This window comes from Paenibacillus sp. MAH-35 (assembly GCF_058135425.1).
Genome location: NZ_JBYUPU010000021.1, coordinates 35,365 through 55,917 on the forward strand (window position 1 = coordinate 35,365; position 20,553 = coordinate 55,917).

The following is a 20,553-nucleotide window of genomic DNA, read 5'->3' on the forward strand; positions in this document are numbered from 1 at the left end:
GCGGCCAGCGCCGCCTCACCCTATGGAGGTAGCGGCAAAAATTACGGCGACGGCCAGCGCGGTCGCCACCACGGCCCAGTCCCGGCGGCTCATGACGAGCTGCACGGCGGAGGTGCGGCGCTGCCCCGTCCGGGTATAGCCGCGCGCTTCCATCGAGACGGTCAGGTCCGTCGCCATCTGCAGCAGCGACATCAGCAGCGGCACGATCATCACAGGCAGATCGCGCAGCCGGGTCGCTCCGCTGCGCCTCACCCGCTTGCCGCGCGAGCGGGCGATCCGGTTGAACTTGACGGCTTCCCGCCGCAGCACCGGGATGAAGCGGAGCAGCAAGGAGCCGGTCAGCGCCACCGCTTCGACCGGAAAGCGGATATAGCGCAGCGGGAGCAGCACATACTCGATCGCCCGCTTCATCTCGAAAGGTGTCGTCGTAGCCGACAGCAGGATGCCCGCGACCATGACGCAACCGATCTTCAACAGCTCGAACGACGTAACCCCGGCCGCAGCCGCCGAGAACGTAAACACGCCAAAGCGGATCGGAGCTTCGGTTGCACCGCCTCCCGCACCCGACTCCCATGCGCCGCCGGAAGAGCTTGCAGCCAAACCCGCCTCCCCGATTCCGAGGCCGGATACGGCGACAGAGGCCGCGGCAAACCATAGAAACGGCCGCATCAGCGGCACGATATGCCGCGCCGGCACCCGGCACAGCAGCAGAAGCGCCGCAGCCGCTATAGCGCCCAGTCCGAACCCGAGCCAATCGCGCTGGATCAGCACGCCGATCGAGAAGGTCATCATAAACAGCCATTTGGCACGCGGATCGAGCGATTCGACGAATCGTTTCGGCGAGCCCGCTATACGCCCGCTGCCCCGTTCCCGATCTTGTTCCGGCACCCGGTCCCGCGCAAGCGCGGCTCCCGGTTGCGCCGCCGCCCCTTCCCCGGGCGGTTCCCCATAAGCGTCTGTCTCCAAGGACGGACGCCCCCCGGCGGCCCGCAGCCGGCCCGCAATCAGATCGGCCGCTTCCTCCGGCGCAAGAAACTTCGCCGGAACCGGCAGCCCCAGCAAACGCAGCTGCCCGGCCAGCTCGGCGGATGCCGGTCTGCCGATGCCGGCGCGGTCCCATACGTCCGGGCGCAAGGCCAGCTCGGACGCGGGCATGTCCGCGATCACGCCGCCTTCGCGCAGCACGACGACACGGTCAGCCGCCGGCAGCAGCAGGTCGAGATCGTGCGTGGCGGCGATGATGCCGCCGGACGGCCTTCCCTTCCGGCTGAGCAGCGCGCTCACGAGCCTCGAAGCCGCTTCCGGGTCCAGCCCGGCCGTCGGCTCGTCAAGCAGCAGCCAGTCCGGATCGGCGGCCAGCGTGGTGGCGATCGCGACTCTCCGTTTCTCCCCGCCGCTGAGCACCAGCGGCGATTCCGCCTTGAGCGAATCCGCCAACCCCATCTCGCTCATCGCACGGTCAGTGCGGGTTCGGTTCTCGTCGTCCGGCAGCTTCATGTAACCGAGCGAATAGTCGAATTCCTTCTGCACCGTCGCAGCGAACAGCTGCGACTCGGGATACTGGAACTGGCGGCCGATCCGGTAAGCCGCCTCCTGGTTTAGCCGACGCCCGTCCCGGATCGGTACCCCGTCCAGCTCTACCGTTCCTTCGCAGGCGGTTAGTCCGGACAACACATCGAGCAGCGTCGATTTCCCGGCTCCATTCGCTCCGACGAGCAGGGTCAGCTCTCCGCTGCCGAACGTGCAGCTCACCTCGCTCAGCAGCCGGCGGCCATCCTCGGCGACGACCGTTGCCTTCTCCGTCCTTATCGGCATAGTTCCGTCACCGCTCTTCTCAGCTGCCCGTCAAGCATCGGACATTCGCCCAGCTCTATGCCGATCTGAAGCAGCCGGTGCGCCACCTGGATCGCATAAGGCGGCCGGAACCCGAGCGACAGGCAAGGCGTCTCCGCCGGATCGAACATCCTGCCGTTCCCGGCCGATCCGTAGAAGAACCGCTCGGGCGTGCCGTCGTACGCGATGCCCCCGTTCACGAGCGCAATGACCCGGGTTGCAGGGACGAGTTCATCCATCGATTGCGTCGCCCATACGATCGTGGCGCCGCGTTCTTGCAGCTCGCGTGCAATCCGGAGCACGGCCGATCTGGTGTCCAGGTCGAGCATGGCCGCCGGCTCGTCGAGCAGCAGCGACTGCGCTCCGGTAACCATAGCCCCCGCGATGCACAGCAGCTGCTTCTGGCCGCCGGACAGACGTTCTACCGGCGTGTCCGGATGAACGTCCATACCCGCGGCCACCATCGCCCGGCGGAACCTTTCGGCCATCTCCTCCGGCGGAACGCCCCGATTTTCCATGCCGAAGCATACTTCCTCGTACACCGTTTCACCTACGATTTGAGCGTCCGGATTTTGAAAGACATACCCGGGCTGCCGACTCGCCTCCCCATCCGCCGTCAAGGAGCCTCCGGACAACGGGCATAATCCTCCGAGTACCCGCAGAAGCGTGCTTTTCCCGCTTCCGTTACATCCGACGACCGCGATATATTCGCCCTCTCCGACAGCTAGGTTCAGCCCCTGCAGCACCTTTCTCGGTCCGCTTGCAGCCTGAACCGTCACTTCCGCGTTATCCAACCTCCACAATGGCCGCACCGGCATAGGCCCCTTTCCGAATCCGCATTGACAGGCTTATGCCTATCCTGTAACTTCGAATATGGTACCATAACCGGTCGCTTTCGAGAAAGAGAGGAGTTAACCACGATGAAATCGGGCCGCACGCCGCTAACTGTGAAAGGCATCGTATTCAGCGCCCTGTTCGGCGCCCTACTGGTCGCCATGAGTTATATCCAGATCCGTTTTTCTTTCTCTCCGGTGCAGATCACACTGGAAAATATGGCCGTCATGCTGGCCGGAGCTTTGCTTGGGGCTTATTACGGCTTCTTCAGCATGTTTACCGTCGTACTGCTGCTGGCGCTCGGACTCCCGCTGCTTCACGGACAAGGGGGTCTGGGACTGCTGCTCGGTCCGACCGGAGGTTTTATCTGGATGTTTCCGGTCAGCGCCATGCTGATCGGCTGGTTCGTCAACCGGATTAAAGGAACAGGCTGGGCCGCTTATGCCGCGATGTTCCTCGTAATCGAGCTGTTCGGCTCCCTGCTCCTGTATGTAACGGGCGTCCCCTGGCTGATGTACAAGCTGAACGTGCCGCTGGGCAAGGCGATGCTGCTCGGCTGCTATCCGTACTTGCCGTTCGACGCGCTCAAGGCGGCTGCCGTTGCCTTTATCGTCATGCAGCTTAGACGGGTGTTTCCTAAGTTGCTCTGATCATTCCCGCATGGCGGATCCGGACCGACACTTCAACATCGGTGATCGAGTCCTTCCGCAGCGGAAATCCCTTTGCCCCCATCCTCTTCCAATCCTTGTAGCGGCTCTTGTAAGTGTGGTATTCGAGCTGGTACAAATCGGCCTTCATCGCGATTCCGCTTCGGAACGTACGTTCGATCTCTTCCCGGATCAGCTTCTCTGCAGTCTCCTTCAGCTTCTCCTCGTCCGATGATGCTACTTGTTCGACCAGGTTGGCTTCGATGGACAGCTTGATCTTGTAGAAATAGCGCCCGTTCTCTTTATAATCGCTCACATGAATGCGCGGGTCTTCCATAGACAGCACGGCGAGCAGCTCCCCCTCCTCCTCGATGAGCAGCGGAGCCCGCGAGGTTTGAGAGGTCATCCAGCGCAGCCCGGACAACCGCTCGTTATCGAGCCAGCCCAGCGGCTTCTCCCGGTGAATCGCGAATACTCCGTCTATATACATTTTGGTGTCGGGTTTTCCGTTCTTTGCCCATTGGTCGGTCAAAATTCCGAGACTCGGCAGAATCATCGTCTTACTCGGCTCCCGGAGGTCCGACAGCATCGTCACATACCGGACGGGAAGGACACGGGAATGCTGACCGTACGTCTCTTTAGGGTTATGGGATAACGTGGAGAGCGGAGTCAGATCGAAAAAAGCCGGAACGACGAACAACTCCTCGATCGGCATCTTCGTCCCGAACATCCACGGAGTAAAGCGGATTTCCCGGTAACGGCTAATCGCATCCTTAAACGTGGACACCCCTTGCTTCAGCACGTTTTCCCCCAGTACGATCAGCGTAAGCTGGCTCCACATGATCCGCCCCTGAGCCGTCTTGTACAAATCGTTCATCGCCAAATTTAAAGTTTTGCCCCTCCCCTTCCCTACCCATACAAGCGTCGGTCCGGGCTTCCGCCCTCCCTCCTGCTTGGCGATCGAAGCGAAATCGATCAATTGGGCGTATGCGGTAAACTCCCCCTTCTCGTAATCGACCCCCAGAGCGGTCACGTAGCTGATATTCTGAATCTCATGCATATCCCAGCAGCCTCCGGTCAGCAGCAGAAGAGGCACAAGCATCAGCCTCACCAAGGTTCTCTTCACGATCTGTTCCCCTCCTGATCGGGATGAGGGTCCTTGCTCAGCATATTCGGAATTTCCCGCTGTTTCTTCAGAGGCGGCTTCATCAGGGCCGGGATGAGATCTCGGAAAGAGACCGGGGATAACGGCTCCAGATAACCGACTCCGAACGACCTCAGGCCCGATAAATAAATAACGATCGTAAACATGCTTATAAAAAAACCGAACATACCCAGCAGAGACGAGCACAGCAAGGTAAACAGGCGCATCAGGCTGACGGTGCCGCTGAGCGATTGATTGACCAGAATAAACGTGGACACTCCCGTAGCGGCCGCCACGAACAGCATCGTCGGCGATGTCAGTCCGGCGCGGATCGCGGCGTCGCCGATGATCAGCCCGCCTACAACCGCGACTGTTTGTCCCAGTCCTTTGGCGAGCCGCAGCCCGGCCTCCCGGAAAATCTCAAACAGCATAAGCATGAGAATAATCTCCATGGGAGCGGACAACGGCAGACCGGACCGCGAGTTGGAGATCGTCGCCATTAACGGAAACGGAAGCTGGTCGATATTGTAGGAGATCAAGGCGATCAAAAATCCCGGCGTCAGTATCGATACAAGCAGTCCCGTCACGCGCAGGAAAACCTCAAACGTAACAAAATAAAACGGAAAATGCAGATCCTCCGGCGATTTCAACTGAGCCGTCATATTGGTGGGAGCGATGAGCGCCATCGGGGAGCCGTCCACCAAGATGGCGAGCCTGCCCTTGAGCAGAACTTGTGCGATAAAATCGGGCCTGCCTATATAATCGAGAAGCGGGAAAAGCGAATAGGAGGAGTCCGAGATCCCTTCCTCCAGCTGTGCGCTGCTGAGCAAGGCGTCAATCTCGAAATGATTCAGCCGTCTGCGCGCCTCCTCCACCAGATCGGGTTTGGTAACTCCTTGCAGGTACAGCAGCGATACCGCCGTCTGGCTCTCCGTTCCGATCACGAATACCTCGTTGTGCAGCTTGGTCGTTCTCAGCCTTTTGCGGACCAACGCGACGTTGGTGGCAAGCTCCTCCGTGAAGCCGTCGCGGGGACCTTTGATCGAGATTTCCGTTGTCGATTCTTCGGGAGCGCGCTGCGGCACGTCGCAAATATGGAGCGTATACATCAGATCCGCTCCGCTCAGCCGTACGATCAGTTCTCCGCTTAACAGACGTCTCATCCATTCCCGGTCACTGGTAGCTTCGCTCAGCTGCAGCTTATTTTTCAGCTCGGCCGCTATCCGCGCAGGCTCCTCCTCGCGGTTCATCACCTCATCCAAGGCAGGCAGCACAAAATCGGTAATTTGCGTACGGCTCGCCAGTCCCTCGCAAAACACCAGCACGATTTTTTTGTCGCCCCGTTCACCGTAAACGTACGACTGAACCACAATATCCGCCGACAGCTTGAAGTAGTCGCGCAAGCTCGCTTCATCCCAGTCGGAAAGGCGGCCAAGTCCCGGTTCCTCCTCCACATCACGTAGAATATCCGGTACGGGCCTCCGGTGCCGGGTTAACCATTTTTTCCACTGCGGTTTCATTGGGATTCCCCCTTCTTGCGTGCTTGGATGTATACGATCAGGAAGAGAAGCAGGGACAACGCGAGCAAATACCAGAATACCGTGGTATAGTACCCCGTCAACAGCTTAAGAAATCCGGTATCGCTTAGCGGCGCGACAACGAGCACGAGAAGCAGCCCGCATAGTCCGAATTGGAATCCGTTTTTTTGGCGCGGCGCCTTGATCCGCCATACTTCGGAGATGAGCAGTACCATGAGCGAAATACGCACGAACGCTCCGGACAACCATTGGTAGATGGACAAAAAATCGACATGGGCAATGTAGCTTCCGATCGTAACCAGTCTCCACTGCTCATAAGACGGATAGCGCAGTTGCACCGATTCCAGCCCAAACGTCGCAATCGCTCCCATCAGCGGACCGATCGTCAGACCGCCCATGACGAGCACCAGGACGAACAAGTGAGTCCGCTTCAAGGAAGAGATCAGATAATGCTGGAGAATCAGCAGGACGATCAGCTCCATAATACTTGCCGCGACGTACTGAGCCGATTTCACCGCAGGCATGACGCCATTCATAAAAGGGGGGAACAGCAGCTCGTACCGTTTGAACTGAAAGTTGCTCCCCATAACGAAATAGCCGAACGCAAGAACGGCCGGCAGCAAGAAACCGGATGCGATCGCCAGCGATTTGATGCCTTTCCTGGACGAGTAGTAGCATAAAGTAAGCAGAACGCTGCCTGTGACGGTGATCGGTGTCTGCGGTAAAAACGTGACTTGAATCCACATTATGGTTTCTTTGAGCGTAATATAGGCATTGGCAAACAGATACAGGGATAACAGAGCAGCGATGAGACTGGACAGCCACACGCCGGTACGGTCGCGCAGCCAGCCCATGAAGTTCCGCTGATGCGTCGCTTTGGCGATATAAGCGATCAGCAGCACCCAGAGCAGCAGCGGCCCCAGCGACAGGAGCACGCCCATCCAGGCGTCTTTGGCGGATGCTTGAAGCAGCAGCGGTATAATCGTTACGTGGTTTACTAGACCGACAACCAGGATGAGCATGAAGTAGATCTGCAATGGCGATAGCTTGTCTGTCCGAAGCACGGCCCACCCATCCTCCCTTAGTTCCAATCTGCCGGGGCGTACGATAGCCATTGTTGCCATAAGACCGGCCCGTTAGACACGAAAAGAAGGTGTTTTCCCCTCCCGCCGGGCGCAGCGCTTGCCGGCATTCGGTTTTCTCCTCGGCCGGGATTCGCCGGGCTTGCTGCGGCAAAGCGAAGATCGTCCCGTTGTTTGGACCACTCCCGCACAGGGTAAGTGATGTACGATACCGGGCTTCCGGACTTGATAAGCTGAAGGAGGCGTACAGCTATGCCATGGACGAAACGCAATTATCCGCCGTCGCTGAAAAATTTCGAACCCCGCGTCCGCGGAAAAGCGGTCGAAATTGCCAACGCTTTGCTGGAGGAGGGTTATGAGGAGGGACGAGCGATCGCGATCGCAACGTCCCAGGCCAAGGAGTGGAACGAGAACCATCCGGAGCAGGACGCCGCTTCCGACGCCGCGATCAATCTCCGGGTAGTCCCGCATGAAGGAAGCTGGGCGATCAAGCGGCAAGGCTCCCGGCAGCCGGAGGCAGTCGCCCCCACCAAGGAGGCGGCGGAAAATAAAGCGAAGCAGATCGCCTCCGACGAGAACATCTGCGTTATCGTACACAGGAGAAATGGAACGGTGGAGAAGTCGTACAACTACCGATAGTCCCGTCTGTCCGGAATGCGCCGGCCTGCAGGGCGGGAGAAACGGCACGCGGGGTTCCACCTATGCGGGTTCCACGGCAGGACTGCGGACGGTCACTCCATAAGAGTCTCTGGTGCCCTCTATTTTCGACGGAATCGAGAAACCGAAGCGGATAGAGGCGGTTTGCACCCCTTATTTCAACCAATTGATGGGGCCTGTACCCTTTTCGCGGATTATAGCCGCTTCAAACCGCTCTTATTTCCCCTTCCAAACGGGATCCGGAGAATATAAAAGCTGCAAACCACTCTTATCCGCCACATGACGGCACATCATCCTGTCCCTAAAGCAACGAAAAAGAAGTTTCCGCTCCACCGGAACGATGGATGCAGAGACTTCTTTTCCTTACCGAAGCAGCGAATCCAGCCGCTCACTGGCCTCTAGCTGGCGGATAACGGCGGAAATAACGGCAATAACGGAAATGGCAGCAGCGGCGACTTTATTATTCCGGCAGGAAGAGCGCTAATCAACCGATCGACTCGGACACGCTGAAAGAAGCGCTCGCGTCAGACAGCGATGTCACGATTCAAACCGTGCGGGAAGCACTGCTGCCCGCAGCGGCATTGGTCGGAGCCAAAGCTTCGTCGACGCTCGCGATCCGCAGCGGTCAGGCAACCGTCATTCTGGAGCCCTCCAGGCTGCCGATATCGGATTGGGCCGGACAGCTGGGCGTACCGGCAAGCGAGCTGAACATCCGCTTTACAATCGAGACGGCTCTGGACGAAGTGGCCTTCCAGGATACGGCCGGCCGGCCATTGGGCGGACCGGACGATCAGGGAACTGGCCGGACGCTTCATCGTTACCGGCACGTCAAGCGATGATTTTGCGCCGGAGCGCGGCGTGACAAGGGCGGAATTCGCGTCCATGCTGAATCGCGCACTCGCCCTGTCCACCGCCGATACCTCCCGGACGGCCGGCTTCAGCGATGTAACGGCAAACGACTGGTTCGCCGGTGAGATCGGCTCCGCAGCCAGAGCCGGACTCATCGACGGCTACGAGGACGGCTCGTTCCAGCCGAACCGGATGATGAGCCGCACGGAGGCGGCTGCCATGGCGGTACGGGCAGCCGGTTTTGCCGGCATACCGACAAGCCTGAAGGGCGACGAAGCGGACGTATGGCTTCGCCCGTTCGCCGATGCGAATGACGTACCGTGGGCAAGAGAGGTACTCGCAAGCGCGGTGAAGGAAGGACTTCTCGCAGGCAGCGCACCCGGGGAGCTTCAACCGTCCAAATCCATTACTCGGGCGGAAGCGGCGGCGATCGTCCACCGCATGCTCGTCCGCGCCGGATTTATATCCGCTCCATAAAAACTTGCCTGATCGGATTTCGGGCTGCTTCCAAGCAGTCTGAAAATCCGGTTTTTTTAACGATTCTGGATGTTTAAAGTTCGCTAAAGCGTTAATGCGAACCAAGACATTCTGAACGAAGGAAAGCCACCTCTTACGTAGGGTCATTCATCGTGGAAAAGGCTTCGTTAAAAAGCTGTTCTTACATAAAAAATAAAGAGTTGCAAAAACTAATGTCATTAGTTATAGTAAAACTAACAACACTAGTTTTTGTTCAAAAAGGAGATCCGGACGATGAAAACTACGCAAATTGGGACCCTATATCAATTAACCTTTATCCCGCGCTTGTTCCCTGTCAACTGTTATCTGGTCGAGGAAGAAGACGGCTTGACGCTGATCGACGCCGCTTTGCCTTACAGCACATCGGCTATCCTGCAGGCTGCCGCCAAGGTCGGCAAGCCGATCACGCGAATCGTACTGACGCACGCCCACGACGATCATGTCGGCGCGCTGGACGCGCTCAAGGAAGCGCTGCCCGGCGTGCCGGTCCATATCTCATCCAGAGACGCCCGGCTGCTGGCCGGAGACGTCTCGCTCGACCCGGACGAGCCGAATTCGCCGATACGCGGCGGCGTTCCCAAGAAACTGAAGACACGCGCCGACATCGTGCTGCGGGACGGCGACCGGATCGGCTCGCTGCTGGCGGTATCGGTTCCGGGGCACACGCCCGGCTCGATGGCGTTCCTCGATACCCGCAGCCGCTCCCTGATCGCCGGCGACGCCATGCAGACTAGAGGCGGAGTCGCCGTCTCCGGACAGGTGAAGCCGCTGTTTCCGTTCCCGGCCCTCGCCACCTGGAACAAGCAAGCGGCGCTGGACAGCGCGAGGAAGCTGGCCGCGCTCTCCCCCGCTCTGCTGGCCGTCGGCCATGGCAGGATGCTGCTCGAGCCGCTGGCCGACATAAACCGCGCAATCGCCGAAGCCGAAACCAAGCTGCGCCCGAACACGCCGGAAAGGACGGTGTAACCGCCATGTCACCCCGAATCGGACTCGATCTGACGACACTCCTGCTGGCCGCTGCGGATATCGCGGATACGCAAGGCATCGACGAGCTGTCGCTGGCCGCGCTGGCCAAGAAGCTGAATATTCGGACCCCGTCGCTATATAACCACATCGACGGCTTGCCCGGACTGCGCATGAAGCTGTCCGTCTACGGACTCGAACAATTATACGCCACGGCCCATAGCGCCGTAACGGATATGACCGGTGACGACGCGATCCGTGCGATGAGCGCCGCTTATCTGGCTTTCGCCCGTGCGAGACCCGGCGTATACGAGCTGACGCTGCGCGCCCCGGACCCCGGCCACCCGGAGATCGTCGAAGCCGGCGGCAAACTCGTCCGGCTGCTGGTCGCTCTCTTTAAAGATTATAATATGACGGAAGACGCAGCCCTCCATGCGGTTCGTTGCCTGCGCAGCATGCTGCACGGCTTTGCCTCTCTGGAGCAGAAGGGGGCCTTCGGCCTACCTCTCGATCTGGACGTCACCTTTCGTCTGCTGGTGGATACGTTTATTGCCGGACTCCAAACGATCCGGACCCAATCCCATGAATGAGGTGCCGCCATGTCCATCGTCTCCATGCTTATATTAGCCGTCCGTTTTCTGCTCGAACTAGCCGCTCTGACCGCCCTCGGGTATTGGGGATTTCGCGCCGGAGCGGGCGGCGGGCTGCCCATGAAGCTGCTGCTCGGGCTCGGCGTCCCTCTGGCCGCTGCGGTACTCTGGGGCGCCTTCATCGCACCGAAGGCTTCCTTCCCCGTAACCGTCCCGATCCGCATCCTGCTCGAAGCCGCCGTCTTCGGTTCGGCCGCCGCCGCCCTGTACGCCTCGGGCCATCCCCGACTGGCGCTTCTCTTCGTTATCGTCGCGGTCGTGGACACTGCGCTCGTATATTCCCTCAAACTATAAAAGTAAGGCATACCGGAAGTCGACCCTCACCGGTATGCCTATAGGTTCAGCGGCCGCTACACAACCGTATCCGGGTTATGGAAATTTCTCGGCCAATTAAACGATCGCAGCAGCTCCAGCAGCTCCGGACTTAGCGGTTCCCGGCCCGAGACGCGCAGATTCGCCGACAATTCACTCCGGTTTTTCATCCCCGGTATGACGCAGCTTACCGCTTCATGCGACAGGCAGAAGCGAAGCGCCATCTCCGCCATATTGATTTCTGGCACTTGAAGCGCCTCGGCCAGCGCCGCTTTTAATTGTGCAACCTTCTCCAGCGTCTTGGGGAACCGCTCGCCTTTGAAATAAACCCTTCTGACATCGCCCGGCGCAAACGTGTCGTACGTATCCGCCGTCCAGTTGCCGATCAGCGACCCTTCGTCGAACGGTACGCGGGCCAGCACGGCCGTTCCGCTGTCCATACACGCCGGAAACAGCTCATCCGCCGGACGCTGCTCGAACAGGTTGTAGACGACCTGCTGCGAAGCGGCCAGTCCGGAACGGGCCAGAGCGATCCCGTCCTCAGGCCGGTAATCCCGGATCGATACGCCGAACTCGCGAATTTTCCCTTCCCGCTTCAACTGCCGCAGCGCCTCCAGCCACTCCGTCTGCTCCAGCCCCTTCGGGAACCAGCCGTGGAGCTGGTACAAGTCGATCGCTTCCACCCCGAGCCTGCGCAAGCTGGCCTCGCACTGCTCGCGCACATATTCGGCCGGGTACCGTCCGGCCATTTCCGGATCGTCCTCCCTCGGATGCGGCCACTGCACCGGCTGCACTTTCGTTGCGATGTAAATATGACTGCCGCTCCACTCCTTCAGAGCCCTGCCGATCACTTCCTCGGAATGGCCTTTTCCGTACATTTGAGCGGTATCTACCAGGTTGATTCCCTGCTCCCAGGCTTCAAGCAGCGTACGTACCGACTCGTCGTCGTCGACTGCGCCAAAAGCGCCTCCGCCGCCGATCTGCCATCCGCCGAATCCGATCTCCGATACGTTCCATCCTGTCGAGCCAAATTTGCGATAATTCATCTGTACCCCTCCATGTTTTCCTTTATGTTTGTTCCGGAACAAGGCCTGACCATGCTCGCCATCTGTGGTCTCCCGTCGTATACGTGCCGAGCGGGAACTGATAATAAGACAACACCGGCGTCCGGTGCACGTCCGCTCCGTCCAGCCGCAAGCCGCACCCGTTCACAAAGCCGTAGCGTGCCGGCCCCGAACCGTCCTCCTCCACAAACGAGAAGTCCGCATCCGTCCCGATCCGGCCGTACCCGAGAGCGCTTTGCTCCCAGCTGTATTTCGGATACAACCTGTCCTCCGGCTCGCGCCGGACCCCTTTATCCAGGTCGAGCTTGTAAGTAAGCTCGGTCGTTTTGCCCGGCCGCCTATAGACGAGTCCAAGCTGATCGTTCTGATCAGGCCGATAGCTGACGCTGACCCTTCCGATCCGGTCCGCCCCCCGGCCGGACGCTTCCACCGGAGTCAGCACGGTGACGAAACACGCCATCTCTCCCGCCGCCGCATCCCGGCTGTCCGCCTCGTATACCATCGTACTGTCTCCGTAGCAGCGTCTGATCGTCTCCTTCCCGATTGGCCGAACGCTCCCAGGAAACTCGATCAATAGCGCCAAATCTCTGCGGTTAACGAGCGGGGATGTATCGCCCGGCCCTTTGTAAATATGAGGCACCTGTCCGACGTAATAGTTCGGCCCTTCGTCCAACACGCTGCCGGGATGCCACAAATTGATCGTGCTGAGCTGCTGCTCCCGCTGCGATACGATCCAGTCCACGACGATGTAGACGCCCTCGTCTCGCAAATACGTCATGTTCCGGTCCCACATCACCGACCTGTACGGATCGCGGAGCCTCGTTCGGCTGTATACGATCTCACCGAACGACTGATAGTGCAGCAGCTCGGTCGATACGCGTCTGTAAGTCCCGTCGTCGTGAATGAAATCGTACATCGAGCCGCCGCCGGCCGGATCGGGCAGTCCTTGCCTGAACACGAGCCTGTTGTGATACAGATCAGCCCGGTATTTACCATTCGGCGCCTGATCGCGGTATCCTCCATCATGAAGCAGCACGTTTTGTCTTTTCACTAGCATAAGCACCGCATTTTCGTCGGCATGACCGTGGTGGGCTTTCTCGGCCGGAGCGTTAATCGTCAGACGCAGGTATTCCCGAGGCGTGTAGGCATAATCCCCCTCGTCCCGGTAGTTGAACAGCAGGTACGCGTCATCCTCGCTCCAGCCGTCGCGAAACGATATCTTTTTGCCGATCACATCCTCCAGCAGCAGCTCGCTTTGTCCGTCCGGGCGAACCGGCTCCACATCGTCGTCTCCCCAAGTATAAGCGTACGTATAGAAAGCAGCTAAGTATAAGGAAGCCGGTCCCTCCAGACGGGAAGAGGCGTACTCGTAGATTTTGCCCGCCGCGTATTTCATTCGGCCACAGCGGTACTTCGCCGCCCCCATCTCCAGGCAGGCCAGCCACAAATACCAATACGAGTTATAATGGGCGTCCCCGAAGTCGGGGATCTGGCCGTAAGGCGTAATCGCCCGCGTAATAAAGTCAAAATAATATTTCGTCTGCGGTTTCGAGTAGTAGTCGCTCTCCCGGCCGGTATGTTTGGCATAGATAATGCACGAATACAGCCAGAGCGGAAGATACAGCTCGGCATCCTCGATCGACCAGCGGCCGTACGACTCTTCGGCGAGATAATCGCGCAGCTTGGCCCACTCGCGCGTCTCCTCCGTATCCCCAAGCGCCGTTATCGAGAGCGACAGGGCGAAGACGCGCAGCATCGAGCGGTTGTGCGCCCCCCACTCCGGATAATGCAGCATGGCGCGGATCGCGCTGCGGATCGAGTCTTCGATGCGCTCCGTTTCCTCCGCATTCAGCAGATCCGTCCCTTTCAGATACAGATAGCCATGCAAATAATGCGTGCCTTGAAACAGCGGATCAAACGCCGGGATGCCTCTCGCATATTCCGGATGACGCCCCGCCACCTCCTGCGGCACAATCGACTGAAAACCGTCGATCGACAGCAGATGCCGCTTGGCCTCCTCCCCGTATTCCCGCTCCCCGGTCACATGGAACAAGAAACCTTCGGTTTGCGCCAGAAGCGCAATGTTGCCCGGAGGCGTATACATCCCCAGAAACACTTCCGGATTAAACGCCCGCTTCCAATGCTCGATCGAAGCGTCGTACGTCTTGCGCCCTTCCGCTACGGCGGCTTTTATATAGTCCAGATACAGCTGTTTGTTCATCGTCACTCATCCTTTCCGGGGGTAACTTGGACATGCTCCTTATCCGCATTAACATTTAGCGAGGCTAATAGAGGAAGATTCGCCCTTCCGGACGCCAGCAGGAGCTTATGCCCGGGACGTACACCAATAGTACAGATCACCCTCGCATACAACGGGAAAGACGAATAGCCGGGCTATTCGTCCCTCCCCTGGTTGTGCAACTCGCGCGCCTATCCGCTTACTTTTTCATCGCCTTCAGCGCCTCGGTGACTTCCTTGTCGTAATCGTCCCCGCCGAGCTTCTTCCAGCCGTCGACCATGGCATTGAACTCCTTGTCGAAGTCGCTTGCTATGATCACTTTGGAGATGCTGTCCCACAGAAACTTCGCGAACGTCGGGTTATTCTTCGTCGCGATCGGCCGCGGCACGTCCGGATTCGCTTCGACAACCCCGTATTTCTGGAAGATTTCCTGGTGCTGGAAGGCGAGCTCCCCGGCATCCGGATTTTCCGGCGTATTCTGCAGCTTCTTGAACTGCTCAAGCGTGTACGTCCTCGATCCGTTGTAGATGATGCCCAAGTCTCCGGCTGCGTACAGATCCTTCTTCCTCTGATCCGGATTGATCGCGAAGTTCAGTCCGTCCTCCTTCTTGTAGTGCGTTCCTTCGATTCCGCCGAGTATGGTCGAGATATTTTTCTCTATGGCCATCCAGTCCAAATATTTCATCGCTACTTCCGGCACTTTGCTGCTCTTCGGAATCATGATCAGCATCCCGTTCTTCGCTCCGGTCGACGTCTCGATCGTGCCGTCCGGCTGCTTGAACGGAGGAACCGGCACCCATTTGGCGGTCGGCACCGCTTTACGGGTAATCGAATTAAGCCCCTGCGCCTGGTCGTTGGAATCGAGGAAGCCGATCGTGCCGTTCGCAATCCCCTGCGTCAGCTTCTGATTGTTAACGTCAGTCACGAATTCTTTAGGAATAAGGCCGTCTTTGTACGCCTGGTTCATATACTTGAACAAGTTTTTCCCTTCCGGGGATACCCAGCCGGAAATATACGTGCCGTTTTTGAAATTGCCGCTGGGCATGTAGAGAATGCCGCCGGGGCCGTGGTTTTTGACGCCGAAGCCGTAGGCCGGTCCGTACCAGAAGCTCTTCGTCCCTTGGGATGGCGTGGACAGCCCCCACGGAACGATATTGTCTTTGCCGACGCCCCCCGGATCTTTTTCCTTGAACGCCTTCAGCACCGCGTACAGCTCGTCGTTGGAGGTCGGCATTTTCAGATTCAGCTTGTCGAGCCAGTCCTGGCGAATCTTCATGCTCGGCCCCGCCGTCGCTTCGACCCGCGCCGGGATCGCGTAACGCTTGCCTTTGTATAGGCCGGCCGTCTCCAGCGCCACCTTATTGGCTTCCTTCAGCTTCGGAAACTTGTCGAGGATCGGGGTCAGCTCGTGCAGGCCGCCCTGCTCCGCGTACCGCATCATCACCGTCGGGTTGTAGACGAAAATAATGTCGGGCGCTTCGCCGGACGCCATCCAGACGTTCAGCTTCTCTTCCTCGGTCGCCCGCGGGACCGGAACGAACTCGATGTCGATTCCGATCTTGGCGACTTCGTCGCGAATCCAGTTCGTCAGGAAGTTATTCGTAATCGTCGTCCCTTCCGCCGCATTGCTCCGGTCCCACAGCTCCACCCTCAGCTTGGTAGGCTTCTCCGGCGCCGCCGGCGGCTTCTCTTCGGTTTTACCGCCCGCCTCTCCGGCCGGCTTGTTGTCTCCCCCCGAGCATCCTGCCAATGCCATCACAAGCGCGAGTCCGGTTACAGCGATTTTGGCCCTAGCATGTCGCATGTTGCCTGCCTCCTCATTGCTTTTATTCAGGATTAATACCATCCATCCTGTCATCCTTTGACGGCGCCGATCATGACGCCCTTCACGAAATACTTTTGCAGGAACGGGTAGACAAGCAGGATCGGAACGGTGGCGAATACGATAGTAGCCGATTTCAGCGATTCCTCCATCAGATGAAGCGCATTTTGCTGAGTCAGCTCATTGATATTGACGGTATGCTGGGACAGCAGCAGAATCGCCCGCAGCTTAACCTGCAGCGTATGGAGGTCGGGATTGTCGATGAACAGCAGCGGGCCGAAGTAGCTGTTCCAATGGCCTACCGCATAGAACAGACTGAGTGTGGCGATAGCGGGAATGGACAGCGGCACCACGCAGGTGATGATATACCGGATGTTGCTGCACCCGTCCATGACGGCCGCTTCGCGCAGTTCGTCGGGCAGCCCCTGGAAAAACGTCCGCAGCACAATCAGGTTGAAGCTGCTCAGCAGCCCGGGAACGATAATCGCATACAGCGAGTTCAGCATGCCGAGGTTTTTGATCAGCAAATACCCGGGGATCAGCCCTCCGCTGAACAGCATCGTGATCAGGATGTAGTTCATCATCTGGGCGCGGTATTTCAAGTCCCGGCGCGACAACGGATAAGCGGTCAGAATCGTGAAGATCATCTGCGCGGCAGTCCCGACTATCGTCACGAATATGGTGATGTATAACGCCCGGATAATGCTGTGGTCCATAAAGACCGCCTTCATCGGATCAAGCGTAAAGCCAACCGGGAAAAACACGACTTTGCCCGACTGAATCGCATGATTGTCGCTGAATGCGCTGGCGAACGTATTGAGGAACGGAAACAGGCATATGAAGGTGAACGCGCTGATCAGCGTGTAGTTGACGATCTGGAACGCCAAATCGGAATGGGTTCGCCGAATCTTCGTCGTTTTCGTTGTCGTCTTTGCAGCGGCCGGCAAAGGCCTCCCCTCCTTCTTCGCGTCTATGCGCGCATGGATGCGGATTTACCACAGCCCTTCCTTCCCCATCGCTCTCGCAAAATAGTTGGCGCCGAGAATCAGAATCAGATTGATGACCGATTGGAGCAGCCCGACCGCCGTCGTCATCGAGAAGTTCGCCTGCTTGATCCCGACGTTATAGATGAACGTGCTGATAACCTCGGATACGCGGCCAACCATCGGATTTTGCAGCGCCAAAATATGCTCGTAGCCGATCGAAACCAGGTGGCCCAAATTCAGGATGAGCAAAATGGTAACCGTCGGCATAATGCCGGGGATCGTAATATGCACGATCTTCCGCCATCTTCCCGCGCCGTCCACTACCGCAGCCTCGTACAAGGAAGGATCGATCGCCGTCATCGCGGCCAGATAGATGATCGTGCCCCAGCCCGCTCCGGCCCAGATCCCGGAACCGACGTAGGTGGTGATCCACCAGCTCTCGCTTACCATGAAGAAAATTTTTTCCAGGCCCAGCTTCTCCAGTACCATGTTGACGAAGCCATACTGGGGAGACAGCAGGTTGTAGATAATGCCGCCCATAATAATCCAGGACATGAAATGAGGCAAGTACAGCAGCGACTGCGTCACGCGTTTGAACATCTTCTGCCGCACTTCGTTCAGCATGAGCGCCAAAATGATCGGGGCCGGAAACCCGAAGATAAGCGACAGGACGTTCAGCACCAGCGTATTGCGGACCATGTCGTAGAAGCCGGGGAAGTTCAGCATTTCTTTAAAGTTGCTCAGCCCGACCCAGTCGCTTTCCCAGACGCCCTTGAAGATGTTGTAATCTTTAAAGGCGATGACGAGGCCGAACATCGGGGTGTAGGAGAAAATAAAGTAGTAGACGATCGCGGGCACTAGCATCAGGTACATGTCGTAGTTTTTGCGCATTTCTTTGGAGAAGCCGCTTTTGCGCGCCCTTCCCTCCGTTGTCGGCTTGATCTCTGTCGCCAGAAGTTCGGATGACATGGCGCTACCCTCTCTCCGTTATGGGATCAGCTGGATATCCAATCTGCTTCGAGTATACCGCCTTTTGTAAGCGCTTAAAATTATACGATCTTTACATTTTATTAGTTATCTTGAAATTCCGGATGATGCGCCGATCGGCTTTCCAGCCGCTGTCGGATCGTCTCCATCGTATGGCGCTTCTCCGGAGGCATCGTCCTTCGGAAGACCGCTCCTTGCGCTTCCCGGAGCGCCGTTCCTTTCTTCTTCACCTCGTCCACGAGTTCGCCGACCGGCCTCTCGTCGCCGTAGTGGCGCATCAGCTTCTCCACCCACTTATGTCCGAAGCTGACGTGAAGCGTCTCATCGGCCAGATCGAACCGCAGCAGCTCGACCGTCATGTCGTCAAGCCCGGCCTGCTGCGCCAGCCGCTCCATGTAGTCCGGCTTCACCTGGAAGCTGCCCGGCTCGTACCAGCACGTCACCGCCGCGTAGCGCTCGTGAGGCTTCATCGCAATCGAGCTCATATAGGTGGCTACCCATACCTCGAATTCGACCGGAGTAAAACCGAACGCTCCCAGCAGCCTGCAGCCGAACTCGGAATGGCGGGCTTCATCCCACGTATGGCGGGCCACATCGTAATAAAATTCCCACGGCATCCCTTTCACCTCATACAAAATCGGGGAAATGTACTCAGCCGCATCCATCTCGTTGTACAGCCATACCGCCAAAGCGACGCGTTCGAGCAGCGGGTCGCCCTTCAGCGTATGCGACCAGACGTATCCTTCGATCGGATGGTCGTAGCTGAAAGAAGCGCCCTTCGCCCGGTGCTGCATAACCGGCGATTCGTAACGGCAGCCGGCGAACCTGCGTTTCGCCGCGACGTCCACGGCTGAAGCGGCCGCCTCGCCGCTTAACCCTCCCGCATGCTCGAGCAGCCCGCATATATGCGCAGTCCATTCCCCGGCGGTGAACAGATCGGCTTCCGCCGCGAGCTGCCGGACCATCACCCGACCCGTCTCGATTTGCTTGCCCAGCGCATGCACGACATCTTCCAAAATGTGTACCGAAGGCCGGTCCGGCAGCTCGGCCGTCCGGTTGATATACTCCAGATAAGCGCCCCGCACCGCAGGGAGGATCGCCTCATACAAAGCGCTCAGGAACGGCAATTCGTCCGTTGCGAACAGCGCTTCCTCCAGCACCTGCTCCAGATGGTCCTCCAGCGGAGCATCCGGCTTGCCCCCGGGCATCTCCCCCAGCCTCTTACGGATCACATCCACATGCTCCGCCCACTCCCATAGCTGCCGGGCCGCCATATACTTCACCTCGGCATGGCGCAGCCGGGCGATCCAGGCGCCCATCGTCCCGATCATTCCGCGCTGAAACGATACGATCCGGCGAAGATGTGCCGCCTGCGGAATCCGGCGCAGCTCTTTACGGTTGGCACTCATCGGTATCCACTCCTTATTGAATAACGTCTGTACAGCTTCCCGATCTGTGATATATTTTAAAAAAAGAATGGCCCGACCGGGCCGGGAGGTGCTGGCATGACTCGATTCCATAACGCCGATTATTTGGAAAGCGCGGACTTTCCGTTTCATACGGGGCCGTATGTGCTGAAGGCCAATCAGGTCGTGGAGCCACACTCCCACGAGTTTATCGAGTTCGTCTACATTGCGGAAGGCAGCGGCTACCACGAATATCGCGGGGACCGGTACCCGCTCCGTGAAGGCGATGTGTTCATTATCGAGCCGGATGCGGAGCACGCCTATCAGGTCGCCTCCGGAGGCAGTCTCCTCGTGTACAACATCCTGTTCCATGCGTCCTTTCTCGAAAACGAGCTGCAAACGCTTTCCCTCGTGACGCCGTTTGTCGACTTTTTCTACGTAGAGCCGTTTCTGCGGCAATCGGTTCAATTCCAGTCGCACCTGACGCTGGATACGCATCAGCGGATCGAGATGAAGCTGCTGCTTGACCGGCTGACCGCCGAATATAAGGACAAGAAGCTCGGTTATCGGATTCTGGTGAAAACCCGGCTGATCGAGCTGTTCGTCTACTTAAGCCGCTGCTACGAGCTGCAGCTGCACCGTCCGATGACGGCCATGGCATCGGAAAGCAAGGTGATGGAGCGGGTGTGCGAATTTATCGAGCTGCATCATTCCAGCCCTCTGTCGCTCGCCCAGGTGAGCCAGATGTGCGGTATGAGCCAGTCCGCGTTCATCACCAAGTTCAAGCAATATAACGGCAAGACGTTTATCGAATACCGCAACGAGATCCGCATCCGCATCGCCAAGGAGCTGCTCGCCGGCACGGACGGCAAAATTTTGCATATCGCCCAGGAGGTCGGGTTCGACGACCTGAGCTTCTTCAACAAGCTGTTCAAGCAGCTGGAAGGAATCTCTCCGGGCAAATACCGTCAGCAGATCAGACGGTCCTAAACCGGCAGACATCCTTAGTTTAGCTGAGCCGGAC

General features: G+C 58.3%; 19 protein-coding genes. 8 read left to right on the forward strand and 11 right to left on the reverse strand.

What is annotated here, in order from left to right; genetic code table 11:
- Positions 1 to 15: 15 nt before the first annotated feature.
- Both AC3Y2E_RS20855 and AC3Y2E_RS20860 read right to left on the reverse strand, forming a co-directional pair.
- Entirely contained in the window at positions 16 to 1,815 is a 1,800-nt protein-coding gene (locus AC3Y2E_RS20855; RefSeq protein WP_379213744.1) for an ATP-binding cassette domain-containing protein, read from the reverse strand.
- The gene (locus AC3Y2E_RS20860; RefSeq protein WP_379213746.1) at positions 1,806 to 2,645 is read right to left on the reverse strand and encodes an energy-coupling factor ABC transporter ATP-binding protein; all 840 of its coding nucleotides are present in this window, start codon (positions 2,643 to 2,645) and stop codon (positions 1,806 to 1,808) included. Before AC3Y2E_RS20860 ends, AC3Y2E_RS20855 begins: the two co-directional genes overlap by 10 nt.
- 108 nt (positions 2,646 to 2,753) lie before the next feature.
- On the opposite strand from AC3Y2E_RS20860, the gene AC3Y2E_RS20865 reads away from it, so the two are divergent.
- Entirely contained in the window at positions 2,754 to 3,317 is a 564-nt protein-coding gene (locus AC3Y2E_RS20865) for a biotin transporter BioY (protein WP_379213748.1), read from the forward strand.
- Here the strand turns inward: AC3Y2E_RS20865 and AC3Y2E_RS20870 are convergent.
- Genes AC3Y2E_RS20870 through AC3Y2E_RS20880 form a run of 3 tightly spaced genes read right to left on the reverse strand, consistent with a single transcriptional unit; the run spans position 3,304 to position 7,060 of the window.
- The gene (locus AC3Y2E_RS20870; protein WP_379213750.1) at positions 3,304 to 4,440 is read right to left on the reverse strand and encodes a Ger(x)C family spore germination protein; all 1,137 of its coding nucleotides are present in this window, start codon (positions 4,438 to 4,440) and stop codon (positions 3,304 to 3,306) included. The two genes, AC3Y2E_RS20865 and AC3Y2E_RS20870, sit on opposite strands and share 14 nt — an antisense overlap.
- Positions 4,437 to 5,978 carry a spore germination protein gene (locus AC3Y2E_RS20875; protein WP_379213752.1) on the reverse strand — a complete coding sequence of 514 codons (1,542 nt, stop codon included), beginning with the start codon at positions 5,976 to 5,978 and terminating at the stop codon, positions 4,437 to 4,439. Before AC3Y2E_RS20875 ends, AC3Y2E_RS20870 begins: the two co-directional genes overlap by 4 nt.
- Positions 5,975 to 7,060: an endospore germination permease gene (locus AC3Y2E_RS20880; protein WP_379213755.1), complete on the reverse strand. Its 1,086-nt coding sequence runs from the start codon at positions 7,058 to 7,060 to the stop codon at positions 5,975 to 5,977. The genes AC3Y2E_RS20875 and AC3Y2E_RS20880 overlap by 4 nt, the downstream gene beginning before the upstream one ends.
- Before the next feature lie 270 nt (positions 7,061 to 7,330).
- Between AC3Y2E_RS20880 and AC3Y2E_RS20885 the strand changes: the two genes are divergently transcribed.
- From AC3Y2E_RS20885 to AC3Y2E_RS20910, 6 genes are all read left to right on the forward strand, one after another.
- Positions 7,331 to 7,717, forward strand: a complete 387-nt coding sequence (locus AC3Y2E_RS20885; protein WP_379213757.1) for a DUF2188 domain-containing protein — start codon at positions 7,331 to 7,333, stop codon at positions 7,715 to 7,717.
- Between the two features lie 569 nt (positions 7,718 to 8,286).
- Complete coding sequence (locus tag AC3Y2E_RS20890) at positions 8,287 to 8,574, forward strand: hypothetical protein (RefSeq protein ID WP_379213759.1); 288 nt, start codon at positions 8,287 to 8,289, stop codon at positions 8,572 to 8,574.
- A complete protein-coding gene (locus AC3Y2E_RS20895; protein ID WP_379213870.1) occupies positions 8,549 to 9,061 on the forward strand; it encodes an S-layer homology domain-containing protein in 513 nt (170 codons plus the stop codon). The genes AC3Y2E_RS20890 and AC3Y2E_RS20895 overlap by 26 nt, the downstream gene beginning before the upstream one ends.
- 273 nt (positions 9,062 to 9,334) lie before the next feature.
- Positions 9,335 to 10,066 carry an MBL fold metallo-hydrolase gene (locus AC3Y2E_RS20900; protein WP_379213761.1) on the forward strand — a complete coding sequence of 244 codons (732 nt, stop codon included), beginning with the start codon at positions 9,335 to 9,337 and terminating at the stop codon, positions 10,064 to 10,066.
- Between the two features lie 5 nt (positions 10,067 to 10,071).
- Positions 10,072 to 10,653: a TetR-like C-terminal domain-containing protein gene (locus AC3Y2E_RS20905; protein WP_379213763.1), complete on the forward strand. Its 582-nt coding sequence runs from the start codon at positions 10,072 to 10,074 to the stop codon at positions 10,651 to 10,653.
- Positions 10,654 to 10,662: 9 nt separating this feature from the next.
- Positions 10,663 to 11,007: a YrdB family protein gene (locus AC3Y2E_RS20910; RefSeq protein ID WP_379213766.1), complete on the forward strand. Its 345-nt coding sequence runs from the start codon at positions 10,663 to 10,665 to the stop codon at positions 11,005 to 11,007.
- A 56-nt stretch (positions 11,008 to 11,063) separates the two neighbouring features.
- Here the strand turns inward: AC3Y2E_RS20910 and AC3Y2E_RS20915 are convergent, their stop codons facing one another.
- The 6 genes from AC3Y2E_RS20915 to AC3Y2E_RS20940 all read right to left on the reverse strand — a co-directional run bounded on the left by AC3Y2E_RS20915 (position 11,064) and on the right by AC3Y2E_RS20940 (position 19,532).
- Positions 11,064 to 12,071: an aldo/keto reductase gene (locus AC3Y2E_RS20915; protein ID WP_379213768.1), complete on the reverse strand. Its 1,008-nt coding sequence runs from the start codon at positions 12,069 to 12,071 to the stop codon at positions 11,064 to 11,066.
- Between the two features lie 22 nt (positions 12,072 to 12,093).
- Positions 12,094 to 14,310, reverse strand: a complete 2,217-nt coding sequence (locus AC3Y2E_RS20920; protein WP_379213770.1) for a hypothetical protein — start codon at positions 14,308 to 14,310, stop codon at positions 12,094 to 12,096.
- Between the two features lie 217 nt (positions 14,311 to 14,527).
- Positions 14,528 to 16,132: an extracellular solute-binding protein gene (locus AC3Y2E_RS20925; RefSeq protein WP_379213772.1), complete on the reverse strand. Its 1,605-nt coding sequence runs from the start codon at positions 16,130 to 16,132 to the stop codon at positions 14,528 to 14,530.
- Between the two features lie 50 nt (positions 16,133 to 16,182).
- Entirely contained in the window at positions 16,183 to 17,097 is a 915-nt protein-coding gene (locus tag AC3Y2E_RS20930) for a carbohydrate ABC transporter permease (RefSeq protein WP_379213774.1), read from the reverse strand.
- A gap of 45 nt (positions 17,098 to 17,142) precedes the next feature.
- Positions 17,143 to 18,105: an ABC transporter permease gene (locus AC3Y2E_RS20935; protein WP_379213776.1), complete on the reverse strand. Its 963-nt coding sequence runs from the start codon at positions 18,103 to 18,105 to the stop codon at positions 17,143 to 17,145.
- 101 nt (positions 18,106 to 18,206) lie between these two features.
- Complete coding sequence (locus AC3Y2E_RS20940) at positions 18,207 to 19,532, reverse strand: DUF455 family protein (protein ID WP_379213778.1); 1,326 nt, start codon at positions 19,530 to 19,532, stop codon at positions 18,207 to 18,209.
- Positions 19,533 to 19,628: 96 nt separating this feature from the next.
- Between AC3Y2E_RS20940 and AC3Y2E_RS20945 the strand changes: the two genes are divergently transcribed.
- On the forward strand, positions 19,629 to 20,519 hold the full coding sequence (locus tag AC3Y2E_RS20945) for a helix-turn-helix transcriptional regulator (RefSeq protein ID WP_379213780.1): 891 nt from the start codon (positions 19,629 to 19,631) through the stop codon (positions 20,517 to 20,519).
- Positions 20,520 to 20,553: the final 34 nt, after the last annotated feature.

Bases quoted from the DNA above. Each gene is read 5' to 3' on its own strand.
- AC3Y2E_RS20905 (WP_379213763.1), top strand. From the start codon at position 10,072: ATGTCACCCCGAATCGGACTCGATCTGACGACACTCCTGCTGGCCGCT.
- AC3Y2E_RS20935 (WP_379213776.1), bottom strand. From the start codon at position 18,105: ATGTCATCCGAACTTCTGGCGACAGAGATCAAGCCGACAACGGAGGGA.
- AC3Y2E_RS20945 (WP_379213780.1), top strand. From the start codon at position 19,629: ATGACTCGATTCCATAACGCCGATTATTTGGAAAGCGCGGACTTTCCG.
- AC3Y2E_RS20940 (WP_379213778.1), bottom strand. From the start codon at position 19,532: ATGAGTGCCAACCGTAAAGAGCTGCGCCGGATTCCGCAGGCGGCACAT.
- AC3Y2E_RS20920 (WP_379213770.1), bottom strand. From the start codon at position 14,310: ATGAACAAACAGCTGTATCTGGACTATATAAAAGCCGCCGTAGCGGAA.
- AC3Y2E_RS20865 (WP_379213748.1), top strand. From the start codon at position 2,754: ATGAAATCGGGCCGCACGCCGCTAACTGTGAAAGGCATCGTATTCAGC.
- AC3Y2E_RS20855 (WP_379213744.1), bottom strand. From the start codon at position 1,815: ATGCCGATAAGGACGGAGAAGGCAACGGTCGTCGCCGAGGATGGCCGC.
- AC3Y2E_RS20875 (WP_379213752.1), bottom strand. From the start codon at position 5,978: ATGAAACCGCAGTGGAAAAAATGGTTAACCCGGCACCGGAGGCCCGTA.
- AC3Y2E_RS20910 (WP_379213766.1), top strand. From the start codon at position 10,663: ATGTCCATCGTCTCCATGCTTATATTAGCCGTCCGTTTTCTGCTCGAA.
- AC3Y2E_RS20900 (WP_379213761.1), top strand. From the start codon at position 9,335: ATGAAAACTACGCAAATTGGGACCCTATATCAATTAACCTTTATCCCG.
- AC3Y2E_RS20885 (WP_379213757.1), top strand. From the start codon at position 7,331: ATGCCATGGACGAAACGCAATTATCCGCCGTCGCTGAAAAATTTCGAA.
- AC3Y2E_RS20915 (WP_379213768.1), bottom strand. From the start codon at position 12,071: ATGAATTATCGCAAATTTGGCTCGACAGGATGGAACGTATCGGAGATC.
- AC3Y2E_RS20925 (WP_379213772.1), bottom strand. From the start codon at position 16,132: ATGCGACATGCTAGGGCCAAAATCGCTGTAACCGGACTCGCGCTTGTG.